Origin of the sequence: Rhizobium mayense (genome assembly GCF_030272705.1) — a bacterium.
In the GTDB taxonomy this organism is placed as follows: Bacteria; Pseudomonadota; Alphaproteobacteria; order Rhizobiales; family Rhizobiaceae; genus Rhizobium; species Rhizobium mayense.
On sequence record NZ_JARFYM010000057.1, the window covers coordinates 17705 to 38154 of the forward strand.

Here is a 20450-nt window from a genome sequence, read left to right on the forward strand (position 1 = left end):
CCGATGATTTGCCCGACCGCCGTCCTAATTGAGGGGTCGGCGATGCAGAGCCATGCCAAAACTGCCGATGTCCGAGCGTGAGAGTGACCATGGACCTTTCCACCATCATCCTGCCCGAGCACGTCTTCGTCGGTCTTTCTGCGCCGACCAAGTGGCGGGCCTTGCAGCTTCTGTCGTCGAAAGCAGCTCATTGCCTCGGCCTCGACGAAGGCACGGTCCTGCGGGCGTTGGAGGCCCGGGAAAAGCTTGGGACGACCGGGATCGGCAACGGCATCGCCGTTCCGCACGCGGCAATTGTCGGGATGACGAGACCGCGCGGGCTCTTGGTCCGCTTCAGCCATCCCGTTGATTTCGAAGCGATCGACGACATTCCGACCGATCTGGCCTTTGTCCTGCTCTTCGGCGAAAATGGCCGTAGCGAATATCTGAACGTGCTTGCCGCCATTGCCAGGCGGCTTAGAATGGAAGGCGTGTTGACCGCCATGCGTCAGGCAAAGAGCGCCGACGAACTCTATTCTGTTCTCATGGCCGACTCGATCTGCTGATGCCGCATCGGTTGCGCGCGGCCGAAGTGCGAGAATGCGATTTCACTTTCCTTGATTCTATGGGATGCCGTTCTATGTAATTGCCTCCGACAGGTACAATCTTCGTTACTTTATACGACCATGTTGATAGAGTTTAGGGACAACGAAGGAGGTCACCATGCAGACGACAAGGCTTTCGCGGCTTCTCGCCGCCGCAGTTCTCATCGGCAGTTTTTCGCTCGCAGCGGCAGCGCCGACATGGGCCGCGGATAAGACGCTTCTCAACGTTTCCTACGATCCGACGCGCGAATTGTACAAGGATTTCAACGAAGCCTTTGCCGCGAAGTGGAAGAAGGATACGGGCGAAAGCATCAACATCAAGGCCTCTCATGGCGGCTCCGGCGCCCAAGCCCGCTCGGTCATCGACGGCCTTGACGCGGATGTCGTCACGTTGGCGCTGGAAGGCGACATCGACGCCATCGCCAAGGCGACGAAAAAGATTCCGGCTGACTGGAAGACCAAATTCCCAAACAATAGCGTTCCCTACACTTCGACCATCGTCTTCTTGGTGCGCAAGGGCAATCCGAAGGGCATCAAGGATTGGTCGGATCTGGTCAAGGGCGACGTGCAAGTGATCACGCCGAACCCGAAGACCTCGGGCGGCGCGCGCTGGAACATTTTGGCCGCCTGGGCCTGGGCCAAGCAGGCCAATGGCGGCGATGACGCCAAGGCGCAGGAATATGTGACGCAGCTGCTGAAGCATGTGCCGGTGCTCGATACCGGTGCCCGCGGCGCGACCACGACCTTTGTCCAGCGCGGCCTCGGCGACGTCTTGCTCGCCTGGGAAAACGAGGCCTATCTTTCACTCGAAGAACTCGGCCCCGACAAGTTCGAGATCGTGACGCCGTCCGTTTCGATCCGCGCCGACCCGCCGGTTGCCGTCGTCGAAGCCAATGCCGACGCCAAGGGTACCCGCAAGGCCGCCGAAGCCTATCTAAACTATCTCTATTCGGATGAAGGTCAGAAGATCGCAGCCAAGCATTACTACCGGCCGATCAAGCCGGAGGTGGCCGATCCCAAGGATATCGCCCGGTTCCCGAGTTTGAAGCTTGCAACGATTGACGATTTTGGCGGATGGTCCCAAGCTCAGCCGAAGTACTTCGATGATGGTGGCATCTTCGATCAGATGTACAAGCCGGGGCAATAACTCTGAATGCATGCGATAACCCGCAAACGGTGGCGGTTTAGGCAGCCGAGTGTCATTCCGGGCTTCGGATTGGCGCTCGGCGTTACCTTGGCTTGGCTCATCCTAATCGTTCTCATCCCGCTCTCGGGATTGCTGTGGAAGAGCAGCTCTCTCGGCTGGACCAAGTTTTGGGCCATTGCGCTCGACATCCGCACGCTTTACGCACTCCGCATGAGCTTTGGCGGCGCCTTCATCGCCGCCATCGTCAATGCGGTGTTCGGGCTGATCCTTGCCTGGGTGCTGGTGCGCTACCGCTTTCCCGGCAAGCGTATCATCGACGCCATGGTCGACTTGCCTTTCGCCCTGCCGACGGCGGTTGCCGGTATTGCGCTCACGACGCTCTACGCGCCGAACGGCTGGATTGGGCAGTTTCTAGCGCCGCTCGGCATCAAGATCGCTTTCACTCCGGCCGGCATCATCATCGCGTTGATCTTCGTCGGCTTGCCCTTCGTCGTGCGCACGGCGCAGCCGGTCATGGAAGAGATTGACCGCGAGGTGGAAGAGGCGGCGGCGACACTTGGAGCAAGCCGTTTCCAGACGATCACTCGCGTCTTGTTGCCGGGCCTGGCTCCCGCAGCCTTGACCGGCTTCGCTCTCGCTTTCGCGCGTGCGGCCGGCGAATACGGCTCGGTGATCTTCATCGCCGGCAACAAGCCCTATGTCTCCGAAATCGCGCCATTGCTGATCGTTATCCGCCTTGAGGAATATAACTACGCGGCGGCGACGGCGATTGCGACCATGATGCTGATCATCTCCTTCATCATGCTCTTGGTCATCAACCTCACCCAATCCTGGAGCAGAAAGAGGTACGGCTATGGCTCATGATGTCGTTTCCTCATCCGACACGGGTCAATCCGTTATTACCGAGAGCAAGTTCGCGCGCTGGACCTTCGTCGTCATCTCGCTCGCCTTCCTGGTGTTGATGGTGCTGCTGCCGCTTGCGGCCGTCTTCGTCGAAGCGTTCCGCAAGGGCACCGAAGAGTTCCTCAGTGCCTTGGTGGACGAGGAGACTTTTGCCGCTATTCGCTTGACGCTTATCGTTGCTGGCATCAGCGTGCCGCTGAACCTCGTCTGTGGTATTGCCGCAGCCTGGGCGATCGCCAAATTCGAGTTCAAGGGCAAGGCGTTCCTGACAACGCTGATCGATTTGCCGTTTTCCGTATCGCCGGTCATATCGGGCCTGGTGTTCGTGCTGTTGTTCAGCTCGAACAGCGTGCTCGGGCCATGGCTGCAGAGCCATGGTATACGGATCTTGTTCGCGGTTCCCGGCCTGGTGCTGGCGACGATGTTCGTCACCTTCCCTTTTGTCGCCCGCGAATTGATCCCGCTGATGCAGGAGCAAGGAAATGCAGACGAAGAGGCCGCGCTGTCACTCGGGGCGAACGGCTGGCAGACATTCTGGCACGTGACGCTGCCGAACATCAAATGGGGACTGCTTTACGGCGTTCTCCTTTGCAATGCCCGCGCCATGGGCGAGTTCGGCGCCGTGTCCGTCGTCTCTGGCCATATTCGCGGCGAAACCAACACCATGCCGTTGCAGGTCGAAATTCTCTATAATGAATATAATTTCTCAGGAGCTTTCGCGGTCGCCACGCTTCTCGCCCTGCTTGCCCTCGTCACACTTATACTCAAGACGCTGCTGGAAATGCGCTACAGCGAAGAGATTGCAGCCAGCCGGCGTCACTGAAGGAATTGTTAATGGAAGTTCGCGTTCAAAACCTCCGCAAGGAATTCGGCCGCTTTCCCGCGTTGCATGACGTCTCCCTGGATATTCGCTCTAGTGAACTTATCGCGCTGCTTGGCCCTTCCGGCTCCGGCAAGACGACGCTGCTGCGTTTGATCGCCGGGCTGGAAACGCCGACCGCTGGAAAGATTTTCTTCGGTGACGAAGATGCATCGAAAAAGACGGTGCAGCAGCGCAACATCGGCTTCGTGTTTCAGCATTATGCGCTGTTCCGTCATATGACCGTGCTGGATAATATCGCCTTCGGCCTGAAGGTGCGCACGGCTTCGCGGCGCCCTCCCCGCGCCGAAATCCATCGTCGCGCCGTCGAGCTGCTGGAATTGGTGCAGCTCAATGGCCTGGAGAAGCGCTATCCAGCACAGTTGTCCGGCGGCCAGCGGCAGCGCGTGGCGCTCGCGCGCGCCATGGCGGTCGAACCGAACGTACTGCTTCTGGACGAACCCTTCGGCGCACTCGACGCACAGGTGCGAAAGGATTTGCGCAAATGGCTGCGCGAAATCCATGATCGTACGGGCCATACCACAGTTTTCGTGACCCACGATCAGGAAGAGGCGCTGGAACTGGCCGACCGCGTCGTCGTGCTCAATAAGGGAGCAATCGAGCAGGTCGGAACGCCGGATGAGATCTACGACACGCCGAATTCGCCCTTCGTCTATGGTTTCATCGGACAGTCCAACCGTGTGAAGGTGCGCATTTCCAGTGGCGAAATCTGGTTCGAGGATCGGCCCCTCGGGCTCAGCACACCGCACGAACCCGACGGCGAGGCCTATCTCTATTTTCGCCCGCACGATATCGAGCTTCGCGACGGTGACGGCGGGTGCATTGCCGGATTGTTGACTGCCACCCGCCGTGTTGCCGGCACCCGCCATATCGAAATGAATATCGGCGCAAAACATGAGCAGATCGAAATCGAGCTGCCGCCGGACAAGGCCGGCGCGCTCGACCGCAATCGCATCGCTTTCAGGCCTACGCGCTGGAGATTGTTCCGAAACGGCGGCTGAGCTCTCGCGAGCAGATCGCCGTTCCGGCTCCGTTGCTCACTTGATTTAACCCTCAGTCTTCCGGATGGGGGGCTGTGGCGAAACCACCGCCTTGATAGATGACGGCGGGGTCATTGGGATCTTCCGGCGAGGCGTTTGCCAGCACTTGCGCGCGCCACGGCGAGGAACTGTCCTGCGGCTTCCAACCGAGGAAGGCGGCATTGCGATTGTCCCACCACTGCTCGTCATTGTCGGAGGCGCCATAGATGATCGTGTGTCCGAGCCGAGGGGCCTCGAAGGCACGGTCGCAGAGCGTCAGCAGATCGCGGGCGCTGAGCCATGTGGCCAGCATGCGCGGATTGCGCGGCTCAGGGAAGCACGAGCCGATTCGCACCGACAATGTCTCCTGCCCGAATTTATCGAAATAAAGGCTTGCCAGGGCTTCGCCGTAGACTTTCGAGACCCCGTAGAGTGAATCCGGACGTGTCGGCACGGTGTTGTCGATGCGCTCGTCGCGGCGATAATAGCCGATCGTGTGATTGGAGCTCGCAAAGATGATGCGCGGCCTGCCGGAAGCGCGGGCGGCTTCGTAAAGATTGTAGAGACCGACGATATTGCCCTGCAGGATCAGATCGAAGGGCTTTTCCAGGGAAATCCCGCCAAGATGGATAATGCCGTCGACGCCTCTGACCAGTGCTTTGACGCCGGCGCGGTCTGCGAGATCGCAGGCAACGAAGCGTTCATTCGAACGCAGATCATCGATCGGGGCAATGTCTGAGAGCACGACGGTCTCGGCGATCTGCGAAAGAAGTGGTCTCAGGGCCTGGCCGACGCCGCCGGCAGCACCGGTCATCAACAGAGTTTTCAGCATGGTTTTCTCCCATATCGGTATCATCGAAGCGGAACTTATAATATGGGCTTCCGTTCGTCATCATATATCTGTAATCTCATTGCTCGAAACATCGGGATGCCGGAATGACGCGAGATGTAGCGATCAAGACCAAGGAGCGTGAGGAACGGCCAGCCGGCCGGCGCAACCTGGTGGATGTCGTCGGCCGGCAATTGCGCGAGGAGATACTTGGCGGCGCCTTGAAGCCGGGTGAAAAATTGCCCAGCGAAAGCGGTCTCACGGAACGATATAAGGTCAGCCGCACCGTCATTCGCGAAGCGATCGCGTCGATGCGCGCCGATGGACTGGTTGAGGTGCGCCACGGTGTCGGCGTCTTCGTCCGCAATGCCAAGCCCTTCCCTCCTACCGGCTTGCTGGAGACCGATCCGGGGCGGATTTCCTCGATAATTGAGATGTTGGAACTGCGTGCCGCGGTGGAAACCGAGGCTGCGGGCCTCGCTGCAGCCCGCCGCTCCCCCGCCCAGGACGAGGCGATCATCGAGCGGTTCGAGGAGATCGGTCGCGCGATGGAACGCGGTATTGCGACCTCGGAGGCCGATTTCGAGTTTCATCTCGCCATTGCCGACGCGACGAACAATCCGCGCTTCCGCGAGTTTCTGGAATTGACCGGCAGGAGGGCAATTCCTCGCTCCTTCCTCCAGGATCAGCCGGACGAAACCGCCGCCGCCGACTATTTGGCGCAGATCCAGGCCGAACATCGACGCATCGCCGAAGCCATATCGGATCGCGATGAACAAGCTGCGCGCGACGCGATGCGGCTGCATCTGAAAGGCAGTCAGCAGCGCTATCGCAACCTGATCCGAAAGAGTTCTTGAATATAGACATATGATAACACGTTGACTGTTGTCATATGTCATCTATGATCCCATCAATTCAGATGGATTTTGGAGGATCTTCGTGTCCATGGACCCCTTAGCTCTCAAGGCCGCGCTTTGCGCCGGGCTCTTGTCTTTCCCTGTGACGCCATTCGGCAAGGACGGCAGCTTCAATCGCGCCGCCTATAGCGATCATGTCGGCTGGCTTTCAGGCTTCAAGGCCAGCGTGCTTTTCGCCGCCGGCGGCACTGGCGAATTCTTCTCGCTGGCGCCGGACGAAATCCCTGCCATAGTCAGCGCCGCAAAGGCGGCCGCCGGTGATACGCCGATCGTCGCAGGCTGCGGTTACGGCACGCGAATCGCTGTCCAGATCGCGCAATCGGCGGAGAAGGCCGGCGCTGACGGCATCCTGCTTCTTCCACATTACCTGATCGACGCGCCGCAGAACGGCATGTTCCAACACATCAAGGCGGTCTGCGATGCCGTATCGATCGGCGTCATGGTCTACAATCGCGACAATTCGATCCTGACGGCGGAAACCCTCGCCCGGCTCTGCGATGCTTGCCCGAACCTGGTCGGCTTCAAGGACGGTTCCGGCGATATCGGCCTGGTGCGCAAGATCACAGCGACGATGGGTGAACGGCTGACCTATCTCGGCGGCATGCCGACGGCCGAACTTTTCGCCGACGCCTATCTTGGCGCGGGCGTCACGACTTATTCGTCAGCCGTTTTCAACTTCGTGCCGGTCCTGGCGCAAAACTTCTACAAGGCGCTGCGCGCCGGCGACACGGCGGCGACCAACAAGCTGCTGATCGATTTCTTCTATCCCTTCATGAACATCCGCAACCGCCAGAAGGGTTATGCCGTGTCGGCCATCAAGGCCGGCGTCCGGTTGCTTGGCTTCGATGCCGGTTCGGTTCGCCCGCCGCTGACCGACCTGACCGAACAGGAAGTCGCCATGCTCGATGATCTGATCAGGCCGTACCGCCCATGAAAATCTCCGCTGTCCACACCCATCTGCTCGACCATAAGCTGGATCACGCCTTCGAAAGCGCCTCCATGCGCTTCGACCGCCGCCAGCATTGCCTCGTCGAAATCGTCTGTGACGACGGCACGATCGGCTGGGGCGAATGCCTCGGCCCGGCAGGTCCCAATGCTGCCGTCGTGAAAGCCTACACCCCTCGCCTTCTTGGTCGCGACCCACGCGACACGGAAATCATCTGGCTGGAACTCTACAATCTCCTGCGTGATCAAGGCCAGCGCGGCCTGACGGTGACCGCGCTTAGCGGCATCGATATCGCGCTCTGGGATATCAAGGGCAAGCATCACAGCACCTCCGTGTCACGTCTGCTCGGCGGCCGTTTCCGTGAGGATGTGAAGGCCTACGCCACCGGCTCCTTCCGCAAGGACGGCGTCGATCCGGTCTCCGATATCGCCGCTGAGACCGCTGCCTATGTCGCGCAAGGGTTCCATGCGGTGAAGATCAAGATCGGCTTCGATGTCGAGCAGGATATCTCCGTCATCCGTGCCGTGCGCGAAGCGATCGGTCCGAATATTCGGCTGATGATCGATGCCAATCATGGCTATGATGCGCTGGAAGCGTGCACGGTCGGCAATGCCGTTGCGAAATACGGCGTGGATTGGTTCGAAGAGCCGGTCATTCCGGAACAGCTCAGCGCCTATCGCGCGGTGCGCGCCGGCCAGCCGATCCCGGTTGCAGGCGGCGAGACCTGGCATGGCCGCTTCGGCATGCGGGAGCCGCTGGAAACCCGCGCCGTCGACATCATCCAGCCGGATATTTGCGGCACCGGCGGTTTTAGCGAGATGCGCCGGATTGCCGATATGGCTGCCATCAACGGCGTTCGCCTCGTACCGCATGTCTGGGGAACTGGCGTCGCCATTGCGGCCAGCCTGCAGTTTATCGCCGCCCTGCCGCCAGATCCGCCGCGCCGCAATGGCCGGCCGCCGATCCTGGAATTCGACCGCACTCACAATCCGTTCCGTCAAGCTGTTCTGACAAAACCGCTGGACCACGTGAACGGCGTTGTCGCCATCCCCGACGGCCCCGGACTCGGCATCGAAATCAACCGTGATGCGCTGGAGCAATACCGGCTGAAGGATTGACGCCGATCGGCCCCCTGATGGCCCAAAGTGCTCTGTTTGGGCCATGCGGCTGAAGTTGCCGCGCCGAATGGATTTAATTGAGGGCGTTGCGTTAGGGGTAGGCTAGTCTAGGCGACGCTTGGGCTGGAGCGACGACTTCGAGATTTATGTGCTCGATGCCGATAGGCCTAAATATTCGATAATTGGTCTGTCATCCCACACCTGGACTTCGACGAAACGATCAAAGCGCTTGCGAGGATCAGCAGCCCAACTTTCGTTCGGCATCCCGAATTTGGCGACTACGTCTCGGATCTCCTCCAAGGAGAACACCTGTCCGTGGTAAGGTTGCCGCTCGAGCTCATACTTGTGATGCTTCGCGATAGGTAGGCTCGCCATACTGTCGGGGATGGTGAAAGTGATAGTGCCTTCTGGGAAGGCGTTCAGCGGCATGACAAGCGAGTTGGGTCGCGAACGGTCTTTGCCGTCTGCAAAGTTCCCGAGAAAGAAATAGACTGGCCTCATCCGCGGGGTATGACCCAACAGGCGGTGGCGTTCCCTGATCAACCAATCCTCTACTTCCAGGCGTCTGTTCAAATAATTGGTCTTGATTGTCCTGCGGCCAGTATTTCGTATGCTCTGAAGTACTTTCTCGGCCTCTTCATGCTCCAGGTCACAGATGTTGGCGAGAAACGGGCTTTCCGGGTTGTAATTGTGGGTAACTTCGTCGGGTATTAACTTTGACGTTTCACTCATTTCCCGTCGTTCCGTTGCAATTCGATTCGAACGATGCTGGGCTATTGGTGTCGTACCGCTGCGGCGGTGCCAGGTTGGCAGGCAGCACGATCAACCAATCTTGCCGGTGACCTCCTGCTCCAAACCATAGGCATCCCGCAGTTCGCTCTCCTGTCCCTTTGCCCGGTCGGCGGCCTTATGGATCAGGATCGACGCATAACCTTCCGTGGCATTGCCCTCGATCAAGGTGACATCCGCATTTCCGGGATTGCCTGAACGCTCGAACCAATCGACGGAATGGTGCAGAAAATTCATTTCGAACGCCCTGTTGGTGACGCCGTGGCCAACGATAATCACGTTGTCTTTGCCGTTCCAAGACTCGTGCTTGACGGTCTGAATGAACAGACGGACCCGCTGCGTCACATCCGCCCTGCTCTCGCCGTCCGGAGGCCTCGCATAGAATTTCCCGTTACTGTTGCGCAGCCTGGCCCACTTTTCAAACTCTTCGGGAAATTTCCGTTTCTGTTCGGCGCGATCGTAGATTTCGGTAAAGAGGCCGAAATCCTGTTCTCTTAACAAGTAGTCCTCCCGAACGTCCGCGATCAACCCGGCCGGCCAGACTTCGAGCAAGGCATCCTTGCTTTGTCGCGTCCTCAGATAGGGCGAGTACCAAATGCTCAGTTTCTGCGATTCGGCGCTTGGTCGGCCTTCCAGATGGGACGCGATCACGCGGCCGGCTTCCAGCACCTGCTGATAGCCCCACTGTGTCAAGGGAACATTATGATCACCGAACTGCCGGTAGGCCTGGTCACTGAGGTTGCCCAGGGATTCGCCGTGTCGAACGAGAAAGATTTGCATCAGCTGCCCGCGTTGTCCGATGTGAAATCGAGGTCATCATGACCGTGAAGCGCATCGGGCGCAACATAGACGGTGCTTCCCAATTCAAGCGGATTCGGCGCGCGCTTCTGTCTCGGCCCTGAGTGTCTCCAGGCTGACGACCGCCTTGATCGGCAGGTGATCCGAAGCGACACGCGCCAGTGCTGAGTCGTGGACTTCTACCGTCGAGATCAGGCCGCGGCGGTTGGCCATGATGCGGTCCAGCGCCAGAAGCGGCAGGGTCGAGGGAAAGCTCGGCACGGCAGGCGGCAGCGGGCCGAAAGCCGCCTGGAAGGTGTTGAGCGACGAGCGATCGCCGAGCCGCCATTCGTTGAGATCACCCAGCAAAACGGTCGGCGTCTCATTGTCGCTGCTCATCAGTTCGGCGATCAGACGTGTTTGCTGGGCGCGGGAACGGTGCAGCAGCCCAAGGTGGGCGGCGATGATCCTGAGCGCACCGCCGCGGGCGAGTTCGATTTCCGCAAGCAGCGCGCCGCGCGGCTCGAGCCCCGGAAGGTTGATCTGGTGCACATCGCGCACCGTTCCCTGTTTGAACAGCACGACATTGCCATGCCAGCCATGCGCTTTGGTGGCGCCTGCCACCGGTACAGGAATGAGGCCTGTTTCACGCTCGAGCCGGCGCAAGTCGAGCAGGCCGGTGCGCTCGCCGAAGCGGGTATCAGCCTCTTGCAGGCCGATGACGTCGGCATCGATTTCATGAATGACTCGGCTGATCCGCTCCGGATCGAAGCGGCGGTCGGCGCCGACACATTTGTGGACATTGTAGGAAGCGATCAACGTGCCTTCTGGACGCGTCCGTTCGCCATCATGCGCTACCCGCGACGTTTTTCTGTTCTTCAAGGTTTCGAAAATGCTTGCACGGAGACTTTCTTTTTTCTTCCGCATCTGTCTGTTGACCGTTTCCGTTGTCGAAGCCTGCCGAGCTAGATCTTGAGGAGTATATGGAATGATAGCCGACCTTGTCATGTGAAAAGGCTTGTTTCTAGATATATGGGCTGTGCCGCTTTCATTATAAATAGGGTGAGCCAAGCCACAGGATCTTTTCGATCAGACGGACGATGAAGGGACGGGCGCGCAGCTTGCCAAGTTGGACCGGCGTGGCCGTTTCGAGGATTGCGCCAATGTGCGCGTCGATCGCGCCGGCGAAACCGCGGTCCAACACTTCCAGATCGACTTCGAAATTCAGCCGAAGAGAGCGCGGGTCCAGATTGGAAGAGCCGACATAGGCCCAGGTGCCGTCGATCGCCAGCAGTTTCGAATGATTGAAAGGGCCGTCGGCCCGCCAGATGCGGCAATAATCCTTCAGCATCTGGTCGAACTGAGCGGTCATTGCACGGTCGACAAGCACCAGATTGTTGGCGGCCGGCACGATGACATCCACTTCGACGCCACGTCGTGCCGCTGTCACCAACGCGCTGATCAACTCGCGATCCGGCAGGAAATAGGGCGACATGATGCGGATGGAGGTGCGGGCGACCGAGAATGCGCCGATCAGCATCTTGTGGTTCGTCTCGACACTGCGGTCCGGGCCGGAGGCAATGACGCGCATGAAGACCGGTGCGCCGGGCTCGTTCGACGGCGTTGCAATCCGCCAGTGATCACCGCTCAGCACCTCGCCGGTGGCAAAACGCCAGTCCTCGGCGGCAGTATTGAAGAGGTCGGCGACGGCAGGACCGGTGACGCAGAAATGCGTGTCGCGAGCGCAGTGATCCCTGGCGAATTCCCGAGTGAAACCCTGGCGGATATTCATTCCGCCGGTAAAGGCGATGCGGCCATCGATGGCAAGGATCTTGCGGTGGGTGCGCAGGTTGGCATAGGGCAGCCGGAGTCCGATGATCACGTTGCCGTTGAAGACGTCCACCTGTACGCCGCCTTCTTTCAGATATCCCATGATGCTCGGCACCGAATAGCGGGCGCCGACGGCGTCGATCAGGACACGCACGCTGATGTCGCGCTTGACGGCCGCAATCAGCGAGTCGGCGATGCGCAGGCCGATCGGATCGCGGTCGAAAATATAGGTCTCCAGCAAGACGCTGCGCTCTGCACCGTCGATGGCGGCTTTCATCGCAGCATAGGCGGCGTCGCCGCTCTCCAGCATTTCAATGGTGTTGCCGGTGCTCATCGGATAGCGCGCAACGCGGTCGCCCAGCGTCTTCATGGAGCCGAAACGCTCGCCAAAGATCCTGCGCACGATATCGCCCTGGGCGTCGAAGCTGGCGAGCACCCCCGTCGCGTCTTTCTGGAACAGGAGGTTGCGTTGCGAGCTCAGCGACGCCCTGCGGATGCGGTTGATGCCGGCCACAGCATAGAGCAGCGCCCCGACAATGGGCGACAGGATGATGACGCCGACCCAGCCGATCGCGGCGCGAACTTCCTCCTTCGTCATCGCCGCATGAATGGCGGCTGCCGCCCCCATGGCGATGGACAGGACAGCGAGGATTTGGCCCCAATGGGCAATCACCAGGTCAAACATGGGGGGGAGTATAACTTTGCCCGTGAAAGCTGCAATCGACAGCAGTCTCTAATCCCGATCCGGCAGAAGCAAAGCTCTGTGGAAAGGCCGTGTATTAGACATTTTTAATTGAACGAGGATCGCGCTGTCGTCATACTGATGGTTCGGTCGCTTCGCTATCGCTCCATCACGGTACATCGCATTTTCTTTTTCGTGCGAAGCGCCAGCCGTAACTTGAGCGTAGAGATCCGGAGAGTTTTCTCCGTTACCTCTCGGGCCAGCATATCGGCCGCTCAGTGAGGCACGAAAGCCCGCGTTTCAAGAACGGGCATTTTCATCAACCATGGTCAATGATGCGAACGGAGAACAGCAATGTTGGAACCCCGGGACGAATGGATCCAAAAGCGCGCCTATGCCATCTGGGAGGAAGAGGGATATCCTTCCGGCCGTGATACGGTTCACTGGGAACAGGCGAGCAACGAGCGCACTGCGCTTGAGAAAAGTGTCAGCAAGGACGACAAGATCGACGTAAAACCCAAGGCAACGCGCAAGGCAGCGGCTGCCTTGACTGCGGTGGTCAGCGACGCTGCAGTGAAGGCCGGCACGAAACGGGCGTCGAAAAAGGCTCTCGACGCGAAGATTTGACGTGCGCTTTGCGACTGATGATACAGTCTAGGATAGGGTCGGCCCGGTGTTGAACATCGGGCCGTTGTCTTTATGGCATTCGCAGTGAAAATTTCGCAAGAATTTCGGTAAATTGCGCGTTTCGCGAGAATAGATGTCACACATTGATGGTATTGGACGAAGAGGGAGCTTCGTCATGAACAATAATCATAGGGATCACGTGGAAATCTTTATTCTGACTATTGTTGTGGCAGGCTGCTTAGCGGCTGCATCGACGTGATTTCATGACATCGCTTCTCATTCTCGCGATCCTCTACCTCCTTGCGGCGCTGGCCATGATCTTCGTCATCGACCGCTCTGTCGGCATCATGTTTCCCGCATCGACTGATGATGCACACGCCGCGGCGCGCCCGTCGCTTCCCGACGTCTCGAACTGATCGCCGTCTTGCCGATAGAATCGGAACTTTTTCTATGGCGATGGGTTGGCTTTCTCATATGCAACGAGGAGAAAGACGATGCCGCGAGGAGACAAATCCGCTTATACCGACAAGCAGAAACGCAAGGCTGAACATATTGAGGAAGGCTACGAAAGCCGTGGCGTTTCTAACGAAGAAGCCGAGCGCCGGGCTTGGGCAACCGTGAACAAGGAAAGCGGCGGCGGTAAGAAATCCGGCTCGGGCCGAGGTCATTCCGAAAGCCACGCGTCATCGGAAAAAGGCGGACGCATCGGAGGCAAGGCCTCCGCGAGCCGCCCTGCAAGCGAACGTTCGACATCGGCAAAGAAGGCCGCCGCGGCACGCAAGCGTAACGAGCAACACACCCACCATTAACGACGCATTTTTTGGGAAAAGGAGTCCGCCATGACCCGGTCCCAGAAGAAGAATTGGTCGCACGAGGTGACCGAGAACAGCGATGCCTTGGATCTGGAAAACGGTGTCTTCACATCGCAAGATCCCAAGGTTATCGCCGATTCCCTCAAGCATTCCGCAGAAACGAGCGATCGTCGTAAATCCAGCCCCTTCCGTTCCGCCATGTCGATGCTAAATTTCTACATCGATCGGGCCGGCAGCCATCTCAGCGAACAGCAGAGAAAGACGCTTGAAGCTGCGAAGGACGAGCTACGCAAGGATTTTGGCCGCGACGCGAAATAGATGTGGCGGCATGTGGGACGGAGGGATTTTTGAATGCCCTATGAGCTTTATTATTGGGACGGCATCCAGGGCCGTGGCGAGTTTGTACGTTTGGCGCTCGAGGAAGCCGGTGCAGACTATATCGACGTCAGCCGCGGTCCGGCGAGCGAAGGCCAGGGCATTCGCGCGATGATGGCGGTGATGAAGAGTAAAGCCGAGTCGCATATACCTTTCGCGCCGCCTTTCCTGAAAGACGGCGATCTCATCATCTCCCATGTCGCCAATATCCTGATGTATCTGGGGCCGAAACTTGGCCTCACGCCGGGGGATCACGGCTTGCGCCATGTCGTGCACGGCCTGCAACTGACGATAACCGATCTCGTTGCCGAAGTGCACGATACCCACCATCCGATCGCTACCTCGAAATACTATGAGGACCAGAAGGAGGAAGCCAAGGCCCGTGCGGCCGAGTTCATCGACAACCGCATGCCGAAATACCTCGGCTATTTCGAACGCGTCCTGCGGCAAAATCCGCATGGGCCTGCGCACATATTCGGCGACCGGCTTACCTACGTCGATCTGTCGTTGTTCCAGGTGTTCGAAGGACTGCGATACGCCTTTCCCCGGGCGACGGCGCAACTGGCCGACCGATATCCGCATCTGGCGGCCCTGCATGATGCCGTGGCCAAACGACCGAACATTGCCCGCTACCTCAAATCCGAGCGCCGCATACCCTTCAACGAAGATGGTATCTTCCGGCATTATCCTGAGCTGGACCAGAACGCGGCATGAGCGAACCAACTTTGCTGACCTTGTTCCTGCCGGTCTGCTGGGGCAGCTGGGCGCTGATCTGGTTTGTCGCATCGTTCCGCGTCAAGAAGACGACGCGGAGCGAGGATCCTTTGTCACGGCTGTCGAACACCGCACCCATCTGGATCGGTGCTTTTCTGTTGGTGGCGCGGCCATCCTGGCTTGGTCCCCTGTCATTCCGGCTCCTGCCGCCAAATCTGGCCTATTACAGCATCGGCGCGGCCCTGACAGTCATCGGCCTCGCCTTCGCCGTCTGGGCGCGCTATCACATCGGCCGCAACTGGAGCGGCGTGATCACCGTCAAGGAAGATCACGTGCTGATCCGCACCGGCCCTTACGCCATCGTGCGTCATCCGATCTATTCCGGCCTGTTGCTCGCCTTCATCGGCACCGCGCTCGCCCGCGGCCATATCGGCGCACTGCTCGCGATCGGGTTCATGCTCTATGCCATTCTACGCCGCGTCCACATCGAGGAACGCTGGATGGGCGAAACATTCGGCCAGGCCTATGTGGATTACAAAGCCAAGACGCCGGCTCTGGTGCCTTTCGTCGCGTATGGCTAGCTCTTCAGCGGTTCAGCCGCCTCGAAGAAATCGGCCCACGGATCGGCGGAGTGTTCGCTTAGCCGTGACGCCGCATTTTTTACGATGAATGAAGACGGGCCGGTGCGGTCGGTTAATTCGTCCCAGGCAAGCGGCATGGAGATCGCAGCGCCCGGCCTCGCCCGCGTCGAATAGGGCGCGACGGCGGTGTTGCCGCGCCCATTGCGCAGATAGTCGATGAAGATGTGGCCGCCCCGTTTCGCTTTCGCTGCGACCGAAAGGTATTTTTCGGGATTGTCGCCGCTCATGCCGTGCGCGATTGCTTCCGCAGCCGCCTTGACTTCCGGCCACGCAGCCTTGGGTTTGAGTGGGGCTACGACGTGCAATCCCTTGCCGCCCGAAGTTTTGACGAAGGAGGCAAGGCCCAAAGCCTGGAATCGTTCCTTGATTTCCTTCGCCGCCGTGATGACCGCGCTCCAGGTAACATCGTCACCGGGATCGAGATCCATGATGATCATGTCCGGCTTTTCCCAATGCGCTGTCGTCGTGCCCCAGGGATGGATTTCGAGGGCAGCGGATTGGGCCAGCGCAACAAGGCCGTCGAAATCCTTGATCCGCAACAGCTTTTCCCCGTCCCTGTCCTCGGGATCGACAATCTCTTCGATATGCGGATTGATGCCCTTCCATGCATGCTTCTGGAAGAAGCGCGGCCCCTTTATGCCATCCGGGCAGCGCAGCAGCGCTAAGGGCCGATCGACGACGAAGGGCGCCATGCGTGGCCAGGCAAGCGCATAGTAGTCGACAAGATCTTGTTTGCTGACACCGTCACCCGGCCAATAAATTCGCTCCGGATGCGTGAGTTGCACGGAAGTCCTGAGGTCTTGAGAGGGCGTCTTTGCCATGCATACGCTCCATCATCGATGTCACATCGCCCTAAAACGAATGCGCCGGGCAAAGGTTACCATTGCCTGGCGCAAAAAGTCGATCGGCGCCCCTCGCCTTACGGCATGAGCTGGCCGCCATTAACCTCGATGATCTGGCCGGTGATGTAGCCGGAAAGGGTCGGCGAAGCGAGGAAGAGGTAGGCGCCGACGCAATCTTCCGAGGTGCCGACGAAGCCCATCGGGATGGTCTTGCGCTGCAATTCCATCTGCTCTTCGTTGGTATAACGCTCGTGGAAAGGAGTGGCGATGACGCCCGGCGCGACGGCATTGACACGGATCTTGTCGGCGACGAATTCCTTGGCGTGGCCATGGGTGATGGTCGAAACGAAGCCCTTGGATGCCGCGTAAAGGATCGCGCCATTGCCGCCGCCGTTGCGGGCGGCGATCGACGTCGTGTTGATGATGAAGCCACCCTGCTTCTTGAGATAGGGATGCGCGGCGCGGGTCGCAGCGAGGACCGAGCGGGCGTTGAGGTTCATCACACGCTCATAATGTTCATCCGTCATTGCCGAGGTCGGCACGCGGCCGAGCATGCCGCCGGCATTGTTCACCAGGCCGTCGAGGCCGCCAAAAGCCTCCGCCGTCTCGTTGACGACGCACTCGGTCTCGCCATCCTGCGAGACATCGCCCTGGACCAGATGCACGTGGCCACCGGCGGCAGTGATCTCGGCTGCCAGCTTTTCAGCCGGTTCGCGGCTGGCGTTGAAGTGGATTCCGACCTTCATCCCCTGCTGGGCGAAGGCGCGGGCAAGGGCCGCGCCGATACCCGTCGATGCGCCTGTGATCAACACCCGCTTGCCGGCAAGATCGGGAATACGGATGGAAGCGAGTAGTTGCGCAAGTTCAGCCATGACAGCTCCTCCTGAATGTCAAAAACCTAAGGGATTAAAGCAATTGGCATTGGTAATATCAGTCGAATCCGCGATCAGGCAATGCATGCAGCGCAAACAAAAGGCGGGCGGCAGGGAAAAATCCCGGCCGCCCGCCCTCAAATTCCTGTGATGCGTCAGACGCGCTCGAGCGCGATCGCTATGCCCTGACCGACGCCGATGCACATGGTCGAGAGCGAATAGCGTCCGCCGGTCTCCTTCAGTTCCAGTGCCGCCGTACCGGTGATGCGGGCGCCGGACATGCCGAGCGGGTGGCCGAGCGAGATGGCGCCGCCATTGCGATTGACGCGGGCATCGTCATCGGCGATGCCGAGTTCGCGCAACACGGCGAGGCCCTGCGAGGCGAAGGCTTCGTTGAGCTCGATGACATCGAACTGCTCTTGGCGCATGCCGAGGCGGGCCATCAGGTTGCGGGCTGCCGGGACCGGGCCGATGCCCATGATGCGCGGGGGGACGCCGGCGGCAGCTCCCCCAAGGATGCGGGCAATCGGCGTCAGGCCGTATTTCTTCGCGGCAGCTTCCGAGGCGATGATCAGCGCTGCGGCGCCGTCGTTGACGCCGGAGGCATTGCCGGCAGTCACCGTACCGCCTTCCTTCTTGAAGGGCGTGCCGAGCTTTGCCAGCGCTTCCATCGTCGTTGCGCGCGGATGCTCGTCCTTGCCGACGATGATGGCATCGCCCTTGCGCTGCGGGATCGTTACCGGCGTGATTTCCTTGCCGAGACGGCCGTTCTCCTGAGCTGCGGCCGCCTTGGCCTGCGAGCGGACGGCGAAGGCATCCTGGTCTACGCGGCTGACCTTATAGTCCTCGGCAACGTTCTCACCAGTTTCCGGCATGGAATCAACGCCGTACTGCTTTTTCATCACCGGATTGATGAAGCGCCAGCCGATGGTGGTGTCATAGATTTCGGCATTGCGGGAAAAGGCGCTCTCGGCCTTGGGGATGACGAAGGGTGCCCGCGACATGCTCTCGACGCCGCCGGCGATCATCAATTCAGCCTCGCCGGCGCGAACGGCGCGCGCCGCGGTGATGACGGCATCCATACCGGAACCGCAGAGGCGGTTGATCGTCGTGCCCGAAACGGAAACCGGCAAGCCGGCCAGCAACGCCGCCATGCGGGCGACGTTTCTGTTGTCCTCGCCTGCCTGGTTGGCGCAGCCGTAGATCACGTCGTCGACCGCTTCCCAATCGATGGAACCATTGCGCTCAATCAGTGCCTTCAGCGGCACCGCACCGAGATCGTCGGCGCGGACGGACGAAAGCGAACCGCCGAAACGGCCGATCGGCGTGCGGATATAGTCACAGATGAAAGCATCGGTCATGGTCTTCTCCCTACTGCATGTCGCGCAAAAATGGGCTGCGGTTTTGCGATAACGACCTGCGAAATATTATAAGCTTAAAGCGTATCGGGCGAGTCTGAAAGGTCGCGACGCGCTTTAGAGCCTCGGCACGACGAGGTCGGCGATGCTGCGATCGGTATGGAGTGGAGCGCCGGTCATCGCCTGCAGCTCGTTCATAGTCATGGCCGCGAGTTTTTCACGCACAACGAAACCTCCGTTGGTGATATCGATGACAGCATGGCTCGTATAGACGCGGGTGATGCAGCCGACGCCGGTCAGTGGGAAGGTGCAGGCCTCCACCAGCTTCGGCTTGCCATCCTTTGTGACATGTTCGGTGATGACGAAAACCTGCTTGGCGCCGTGCACCAGGTCCATGGCCCCGCCAACCGCAGGCACGCCCTTGGAGCCGACGCGCCAGTTGGCGAGGTCGCCATTCTGCGCCACTTGGTAGGCGCCGAGGATCGCGACATCCAGATGGCCGCCGCGCACCATGGCGAAGCTATCGGCGTGATGGAAGAAGGAGGCGCCCGGTTTCAGCGTGACGGCTTTCTTGCCGGCGTTGATCAGATCCCAATCTTCCTCGCCTTCCGCCGGCGGCTCGCCGAAATTCAGGATGCCGTTTTCGGTGTGGAAGATCGCCTGACGGCCCGGAGGCTGGTAGCGGGCGACCATTTCCGGAAAGCCGATGCCGAGATTCACATAGGCGCCATCCCGGATATCCTGAGCCGCGCGCCAAGCGATCTGGGCGTTGGAGAGTTTGATGTCTTCGCGTGTGTCGATGGTCATACGTATGCCACTCCGGCTCGAATGAGATTTTCTTCCTGTTGCGGATCGGCGACTTCCACGACGCCGTTGACGAAGATGCCGGGGGTAACGATGTGCTCCGGATCGAGCTCGCCGGCTGCGACGATTTTCGAGACCTGCGCGATCGTCTTGGTCGCGGCCATGCACATCAGAGGATTAAAGTTGCGACCGGCCTTGTTGTAGATGAGATTGCCGTGCACATCGCCGACTTGCGCTTTGACAATGGCGAAATCGGCCTTGAGCCAGCGCTCCTGAACATAGTGGCGGCCATCGAATTCCGCGATGACCTTGCCGCTGGCGAGTTCGGTGCCATAGGCGGTAGGGGTGTAGAACGCGGGAATGCCCGCGCCGCCGGCACGGATGCGTTCGGCCAGAGTCCCTTGAGGCACCAGTTCCAGCTCGATTTCCCCGGCCAAATAGCGGTCCGTGAAAGCGCGCGGATCGGATGAGCGCGGGAAGGAGCAGATCATCTTCTTGACCATGCCGGCATCGATCATTGCAGCGATGCCGATACGCCCGTTGCCGGCGTTGTTGTTGATGACGGTCAGGTTCTTTGGGCCTTTGTCGATCAGCGCATGAATGAGTTCGATCGGCGCGCCGGAGCCACCAAAACCGCCGATCATAACGGTCGCACCATCGCCGATGTCCGAGACGGCAGCCGTCGTGCTCGCGATTGTCTTGTCCATAGGGATTCTCCCATTTGCCATTGCGGGCGGATTGAGACGGCCCGTCCTCTTCTTTCGAATAGATCAGCGTGGGCTGGGTAGCAATCATATTGTGCGATATTTGACGTTTGTTCATATATCGCACAATATGCAGATGAATTGAGGATATGAAATGTGATCTTAGACGTTTGATGTGTCCCTAGAGCGCTTCATGTTTTGTTTGAAGCATATCCAGCATTGACAAGATAATTGGTGCACTCGTCTGGACCGATGGTCTGGACGAGTGAGCCGAGATATC

At 59.4% G+C, this 20450-nt stretch carries 24 protein-coding genes; 14 read left to right on the top strand and 10 right to left on the bottom strand.

What is annotated here, in order from left to right:
- Nucleotides 1-89: 89 nt before the first annotated feature.
- The 5 genes from PY649_RS33060 (at nucleotide 90) to PY649_RS33080 (ending at nucleotide 4515) form a co-directional block, all read left to right on the top strand.
- Nucleotides 90-545: a PTS sugar transporter subunit IIA gene (locus PY649_RS33060; protein WP_285873192.1), complete on the top strand. Its 456-nt coding sequence runs from the start codon at nucleotides 90-92 to the stop codon at nucleotides 543-545.
- Between the two features lie 157 nt (nucleotides 546-702).
- Entirely contained in the window at nucleotides 703-1731 is a 1029-nt protein-coding gene (locus PY649_RS33065) for a sulfate ABC transporter substrate-binding protein (protein ID WP_285873193.1), read from the top strand.
- 6 nt (nucleotides 1732-1737) lie between these two features.
- Nucleotides 1738-2595, top strand: a complete 858-nt coding sequence (gene cysT / locus PY649_RS33070) for a sulfate ABC transporter permease subunit CysT (RefSeq protein WP_285873195.1) — start codon at nucleotides 1738-1740, stop codon at nucleotides 2593-2595.
- Nucleotides 2585-3457, top strand: coding sequence for a sulfate ABC transporter permease subunit CysW (gene cysW / locus PY649_RS33075; RefSeq protein ID WP_285873197.1), 873 nt, complete (start codon nucleotides 2585-2587; stop codon nucleotides 3455-3457). Before cysT ends, cysW begins: the two co-directional genes overlap by 11 nt.
- A gap of 11 nt (nucleotides 3458-3468) precedes the next feature.
- Entirely contained in the window at nucleotides 3469-4515 is a 1047-nt protein-coding gene (locus PY649_RS33080; protein WP_285873199.1) for a sulfate/molybdate ABC transporter ATP-binding protein, read from the top strand.
- Nucleotides 4516-4567: 52 nt separating this feature from the next.
- On the opposite strand, the gene PY649_RS33085 is transcribed toward PY649_RS33080, so the two are convergent.
- A complete protein-coding gene (locus PY649_RS33085) occupies nucleotides 4568-5365 on the bottom strand; it encodes an NAD-dependent epimerase/dehydratase family protein (RefSeq protein ID WP_285873201.1) in 798 nt (265 codons plus the stop codon).
- 104 nt (nucleotides 5366-5469) lie between these two features.
- Here PY649_RS33085 and PY649_RS33090 point away from each other — a divergent pair, with 104 nt between their 5' ends.
- The 3 genes from PY649_RS33090 (at nucleotide 5470) to PY649_RS33100 (ending at nucleotide 8343) form a co-directional block, all read left to right on the top strand.
- Nucleotides 5470-6219 carry a FadR/GntR family transcriptional regulator gene (locus PY649_RS33090; protein WP_285873203.1) on the top strand — a complete coding sequence of 250 codons (750 nt, stop codon included), beginning with the start codon at nucleotides 5470-5472 and terminating at the stop codon, nucleotides 6217-6219.
- A gap of 88 nt (nucleotides 6220-6307) precedes the next feature.
- The gene (gene kdgD, locus PY649_RS33095) at nucleotides 6308-7213 is read left to right on the top strand and encodes a 5-dehydro-4-deoxyglucarate dehydratase (RefSeq protein ID WP_285873206.1); all 906 of its coding nucleotides are present in this window, start codon (nucleotides 6308-6310) and stop codon (nucleotides 7211-7213) included.
- Nucleotides 7210-8343: a mandelate racemase/muconate lactonizing enzyme family protein gene (locus tag PY649_RS33100; RefSeq protein ID WP_285873208.1), complete on the top strand. Its 1134-nt coding sequence runs from the start codon at nucleotides 7210-7212 to the stop codon at nucleotides 8341-8343. Before kdgD ends, PY649_RS33100 begins: the two co-directional genes overlap by 4 nt.
- Nucleotides 8344-8487: 144 nt before the next feature.
- Here the strand turns inward: PY649_RS33100 and PY649_RS33105 are convergent, their stop codons facing one another.
- The 4 genes from PY649_RS33105 to PY649_RS33120 form a co-directional block, all read right to left on the bottom strand.
- Nucleotides 8488-9075, bottom strand: coding sequence for a hypothetical protein (locus tag PY649_RS33105; RefSeq protein ID WP_285873210.1), 588 nt, complete (start codon nucleotides 9073-9075; stop codon nucleotides 8488-8490).
- 90 nt (nucleotides 9076-9165) lie between these two features.
- The gene (locus PY649_RS33110; RefSeq protein WP_285873212.1) at nucleotides 9166-9912 is read right to left on the bottom strand and encodes a phosphoglycerate mutase family protein; all 747 of its coding nucleotides are present in this window, start codon (nucleotides 9910-9912) and stop codon (nucleotides 9166-9168) included.
- A gap of 84 nt (nucleotides 9913-9996) precedes the next feature.
- On the bottom strand, nucleotides 9997-10836 hold the full coding sequence (locus PY649_RS33115) for an endonuclease/exonuclease/phosphatase family protein (protein WP_285873214.1): 840 nt from the start codon (nucleotides 10834-10836) through the stop codon (nucleotides 9997-9999).
- Nucleotides 10837-10960: 124 nt separating this feature from the next.
- The gene (locus PY649_RS33120; RefSeq protein WP_285873216.1) at nucleotides 10961-12424 is read right to left on the bottom strand and encodes a phospholipase D-like domain-containing protein; all 1464 of its coding nucleotides are present in this window, start codon (nucleotides 12422-12424) and stop codon (nucleotides 10961-10963) included.
- Between the two features lie 351 nt (nucleotides 12425-12775).
- Here PY649_RS33120 and PY649_RS33125 point away from each other — a divergent pair, with 351 nt between their 5' ends.
- The 6 genes from PY649_RS33125 to PY649_RS33150 all read left to right on the top strand — a co-directional run bounded on the left by PY649_RS33125 (nucleotide 12776) and on the right by PY649_RS33150 (nucleotide 15530).
- Complete coding sequence (locus tag PY649_RS33125; RefSeq protein ID WP_285873218.1) at nucleotides 12776-13048, top strand: DUF2934 domain-containing protein; 273 nt, start codon at nucleotides 12776-12778, stop codon at nucleotides 13046-13048.
- A 263-nt stretch (nucleotides 13049-13311) separates the two neighbouring features.
- On the top strand, nucleotides 13312-13464 hold the full coding sequence (locus PY649_RS33130; protein ID WP_285873220.1) for a hypothetical protein: 153 nt from the start codon (nucleotides 13312-13314) through the stop codon (nucleotides 13462-13464).
- A gap of 78 nt (nucleotides 13465-13542) precedes the next feature.
- Nucleotides 13543-13857, top strand: coding sequence for a plasmid stabilization protein (locus PY649_RS33135; protein WP_285873222.1), 315 nt, complete (start codon nucleotides 13543-13545; stop codon nucleotides 13855-13857).
- Between the two features lie 30 nt (nucleotides 13858-13887).
- On the top strand, nucleotides 13888-14178 hold the full coding sequence (locus PY649_RS33140; protein WP_285873224.1) for a DUF3175 domain-containing protein: 291 nt from the start codon (nucleotides 13888-13890) through the stop codon (nucleotides 14176-14178).
- Between the two features lie 33 nt (nucleotides 14179-14211).
- Nucleotides 14212-14949, top strand: a complete 738-nt coding sequence (locus PY649_RS33145; RefSeq protein ID WP_285873226.1) for a glutathione S-transferase — start codon at nucleotides 14212-14214, stop codon at nucleotides 14947-14949.
- The gene (locus tag PY649_RS33150; protein WP_285873228.1) at nucleotides 14946-15530 is read left to right on the top strand and encodes a methyltransferase family protein; all 585 of its coding nucleotides are present in this window, start codon (nucleotides 14946-14948) and stop codon (nucleotides 15528-15530) included. The genes PY649_RS33145 and PY649_RS33150 overlap by 4 nt, the downstream gene beginning before the upstream one ends.
- Here PY649_RS33150 and ligD read toward each other — a convergent pair.
- The 5 genes from ligD to PY649_RS33175 all read right to left on the bottom strand — a co-directional run bounded on the left by ligD (nucleotide 15527) and on the right by PY649_RS33175 (nucleotide 20173).
- Nucleotides 15527-16411 (bottom strand): non-homologous end-joining DNA ligase, encoded by an 885-nt coding sequence (ligD, locus tag PY649_RS33155; RefSeq protein ID WP_285873230.1) that lies wholly within the window; start codon nucleotides 16409-16411, stop codon nucleotides 15527-15529. The genes PY649_RS33150 and ligD overlap by 4 nt on opposite strands.
- Before the next feature lie 98 nt (nucleotides 16412-16509).
- Nucleotides 16510-17304, bottom strand: coding sequence for an SDR family NAD(P)-dependent oxidoreductase (locus PY649_RS33160; protein ID WP_285873232.1), 795 nt, complete (start codon nucleotides 17302-17304; stop codon nucleotides 16510-16512).
- A gap of 155 nt (nucleotides 17305-17459) precedes the next feature.
- Nucleotides 17460-18665 carry a 3-oxoadipyl-CoA thiolase gene (pcaF, locus tag PY649_RS33165; RefSeq protein WP_285873233.1) on the bottom strand — a complete coding sequence of 402 codons (1206 nt, stop codon included), beginning with the start codon at nucleotides 18663-18665 and terminating at the stop codon, nucleotides 17460-17462.
- A gap of 114 nt (nucleotides 18666-18779) precedes the next feature.
- Nucleotides 18780-19469 carry a CoA transferase subunit B gene (locus PY649_RS33170; RefSeq protein WP_285873235.1) on the bottom strand — a complete coding sequence of 230 codons (690 nt, stop codon included), beginning with the start codon at nucleotides 19467-19469 and terminating at the stop codon, nucleotides 18780-18782.
- On the bottom strand, nucleotides 19466-20173 hold the full coding sequence (locus tag PY649_RS33175; protein WP_285873236.1) for a 3-oxoacid CoA-transferase subunit A: 708 nt from the start codon (nucleotides 20171-20173) through the stop codon (nucleotides 19466-19468). Before PY649_RS33175 ends, PY649_RS33170 begins: the two co-directional genes overlap by 4 nt.
- Between the last annotated feature and the right edge of the window lie 277 nt (nucleotides 20174-20450).

Coding starts and splice junctions, on each gene's coding strand:
- PY649_RS33115 (WP_285873214.1), bottom strand. CDS start 10,836: ATGCGGAAGAAAAAAGAAAGTCTCCGTGCAAGCATTTTCGAAACCTTG.
- PY649_RS33175 (WP_285873236.1), bottom strand. CDS start 20,173: ATGGACAAGACAATCGCGAGCACGACGGCTGCCGTCTCGGACATCGGC.
- PY649_RS33110 (WP_285873212.1), bottom strand. CDS start 9,912: ATGCAAATCTTTCTCGTTCGACACGGCGAATCCCTGGGCAACCTCAGT.
- PY649_RS33145 (WP_285873226.1), top strand. CDS start 14,212: ATGCCCTATGAGCTTTATTATTGGGACGGCATCCAGGGCCGTGGCGAG.
- PY649_RS33080 (WP_285873199.1), top strand. CDS start 3,469: ATGGAAGTTCGCGTTCAAAACCTCCGCAAGGAATTCGGCCGCTTTCCC.
- PY649_RS33090 (WP_285873203.1), top strand. CDS start 5,470: ATGACGCGAGATGTAGCGATCAAGACCAAGGAGCGTGAGGAACGGCCA.
- PY649_RS33085 (WP_285873201.1), bottom strand. CDS start 5,365: ATGCTGAAAACTCTGTTGATGACCGGTGCTGCCGGCGGCGTCGGCCAG.
- PY649_RS33150 (WP_285873228.1), top strand. CDS start 14,946: ATGAGCGAACCAACTTTGCTGACCTTGTTCCTGCCGGTCTGCTGGGGC.
- PY649_RS33160 (WP_285873232.1), bottom strand. CDS start 17,304: ATGGCTGAACTTGCGCAACTACTCGCTTCCATCCGTATTCCCGATCTT.
- pcaF (WP_285873233.1), bottom strand. CDS start 18,665: ATGACCGATGCTTTCATCTGTGACTATATCCGCACGCCGATCGGCCGT.
- PY649_RS33135 (WP_285873222.1), top strand. CDS start 13,543: ATGCCGCGAGGAGACAAATCCGCTTATACCGACAAGCAGAAACGCAAG.
- PY649_RS33130 (WP_285873220.1), top strand. CDS start 13,312: ATGACATCGCTTCTCATTCTCGCGATCCTCTACCTCCTTGCGGCGCTG.
- PY649_RS33140 (WP_285873224.1), top strand. CDS start 13,888: ATGACCCGGTCCCAGAAGAAGAATTGGTCGCACGAGGTGACCGAGAAC.
- PY649_RS33125 (WP_285873218.1), top strand. CDS start 12,776: ATGTTGGAACCCCGGGACGAATGGATCCAAAAGCGCGCCTATGCCATC.
- PY649_RS33120 (WP_285873216.1), bottom strand. CDS start 12,424: ATGTTTGACCTGGTGATTGCCCATTGGGGCCAAATCCTCGCTGTCCTG.
- PY649_RS33060 (WP_285873192.1), top strand. CDS start 90: ATGGACCTTTCCACCATCATCCTGCCCGAGCACGTCTTCGTCGGTCTT.
- PY649_RS33065 (WP_285873193.1), top strand. CDS start 703: ATGCAGACGACAAGGCTTTCGCGGCTTCTCGCCGCCGCAGTTCTCATC.
- cysW (WP_285873197.1), top strand. CDS start 2,585: ATGGCTCATGATGTCGTTTCCTCATCCGACACGGGTCAATCCGTTATT.
- cysT (WP_285873195.1), top strand. CDS start 1,738: ATGCATGCGATAACCCGCAAACGGTGGCGGTTTAGGCAGCCGAGTGTC.
- PY649_RS33105 (WP_285873210.1), bottom strand. CDS start 9,075: ATGAGTGAAACGTCAAAGTTAATACCCGACGAAGTTACCCACAATTAC.
- PY649_RS33170 (WP_285873235.1), bottom strand. CDS start 19,469: ATGACCATCGACACACGCGAAGACATCAAACTCTCCAACGCCCAGATC.
- ligD (WP_285873230.1), bottom strand. CDS start 16,411: ATGGCAAAGACGCCCTCTCAAGACCTCAGGACTTCCGTGCAACTCACG.
- kdgD (WP_285873206.1), top strand. CDS start 6,308: ATGGACCCCTTAGCTCTCAAGGCCGCGCTTTGCGCCGGGCTCTTGTCT.
- PY649_RS33100 (WP_285873208.1), top strand. CDS start 7,210: ATGAAAATCTCCGCTGTCCACACCCATCTGCTCGACCATAAGCTGGAT.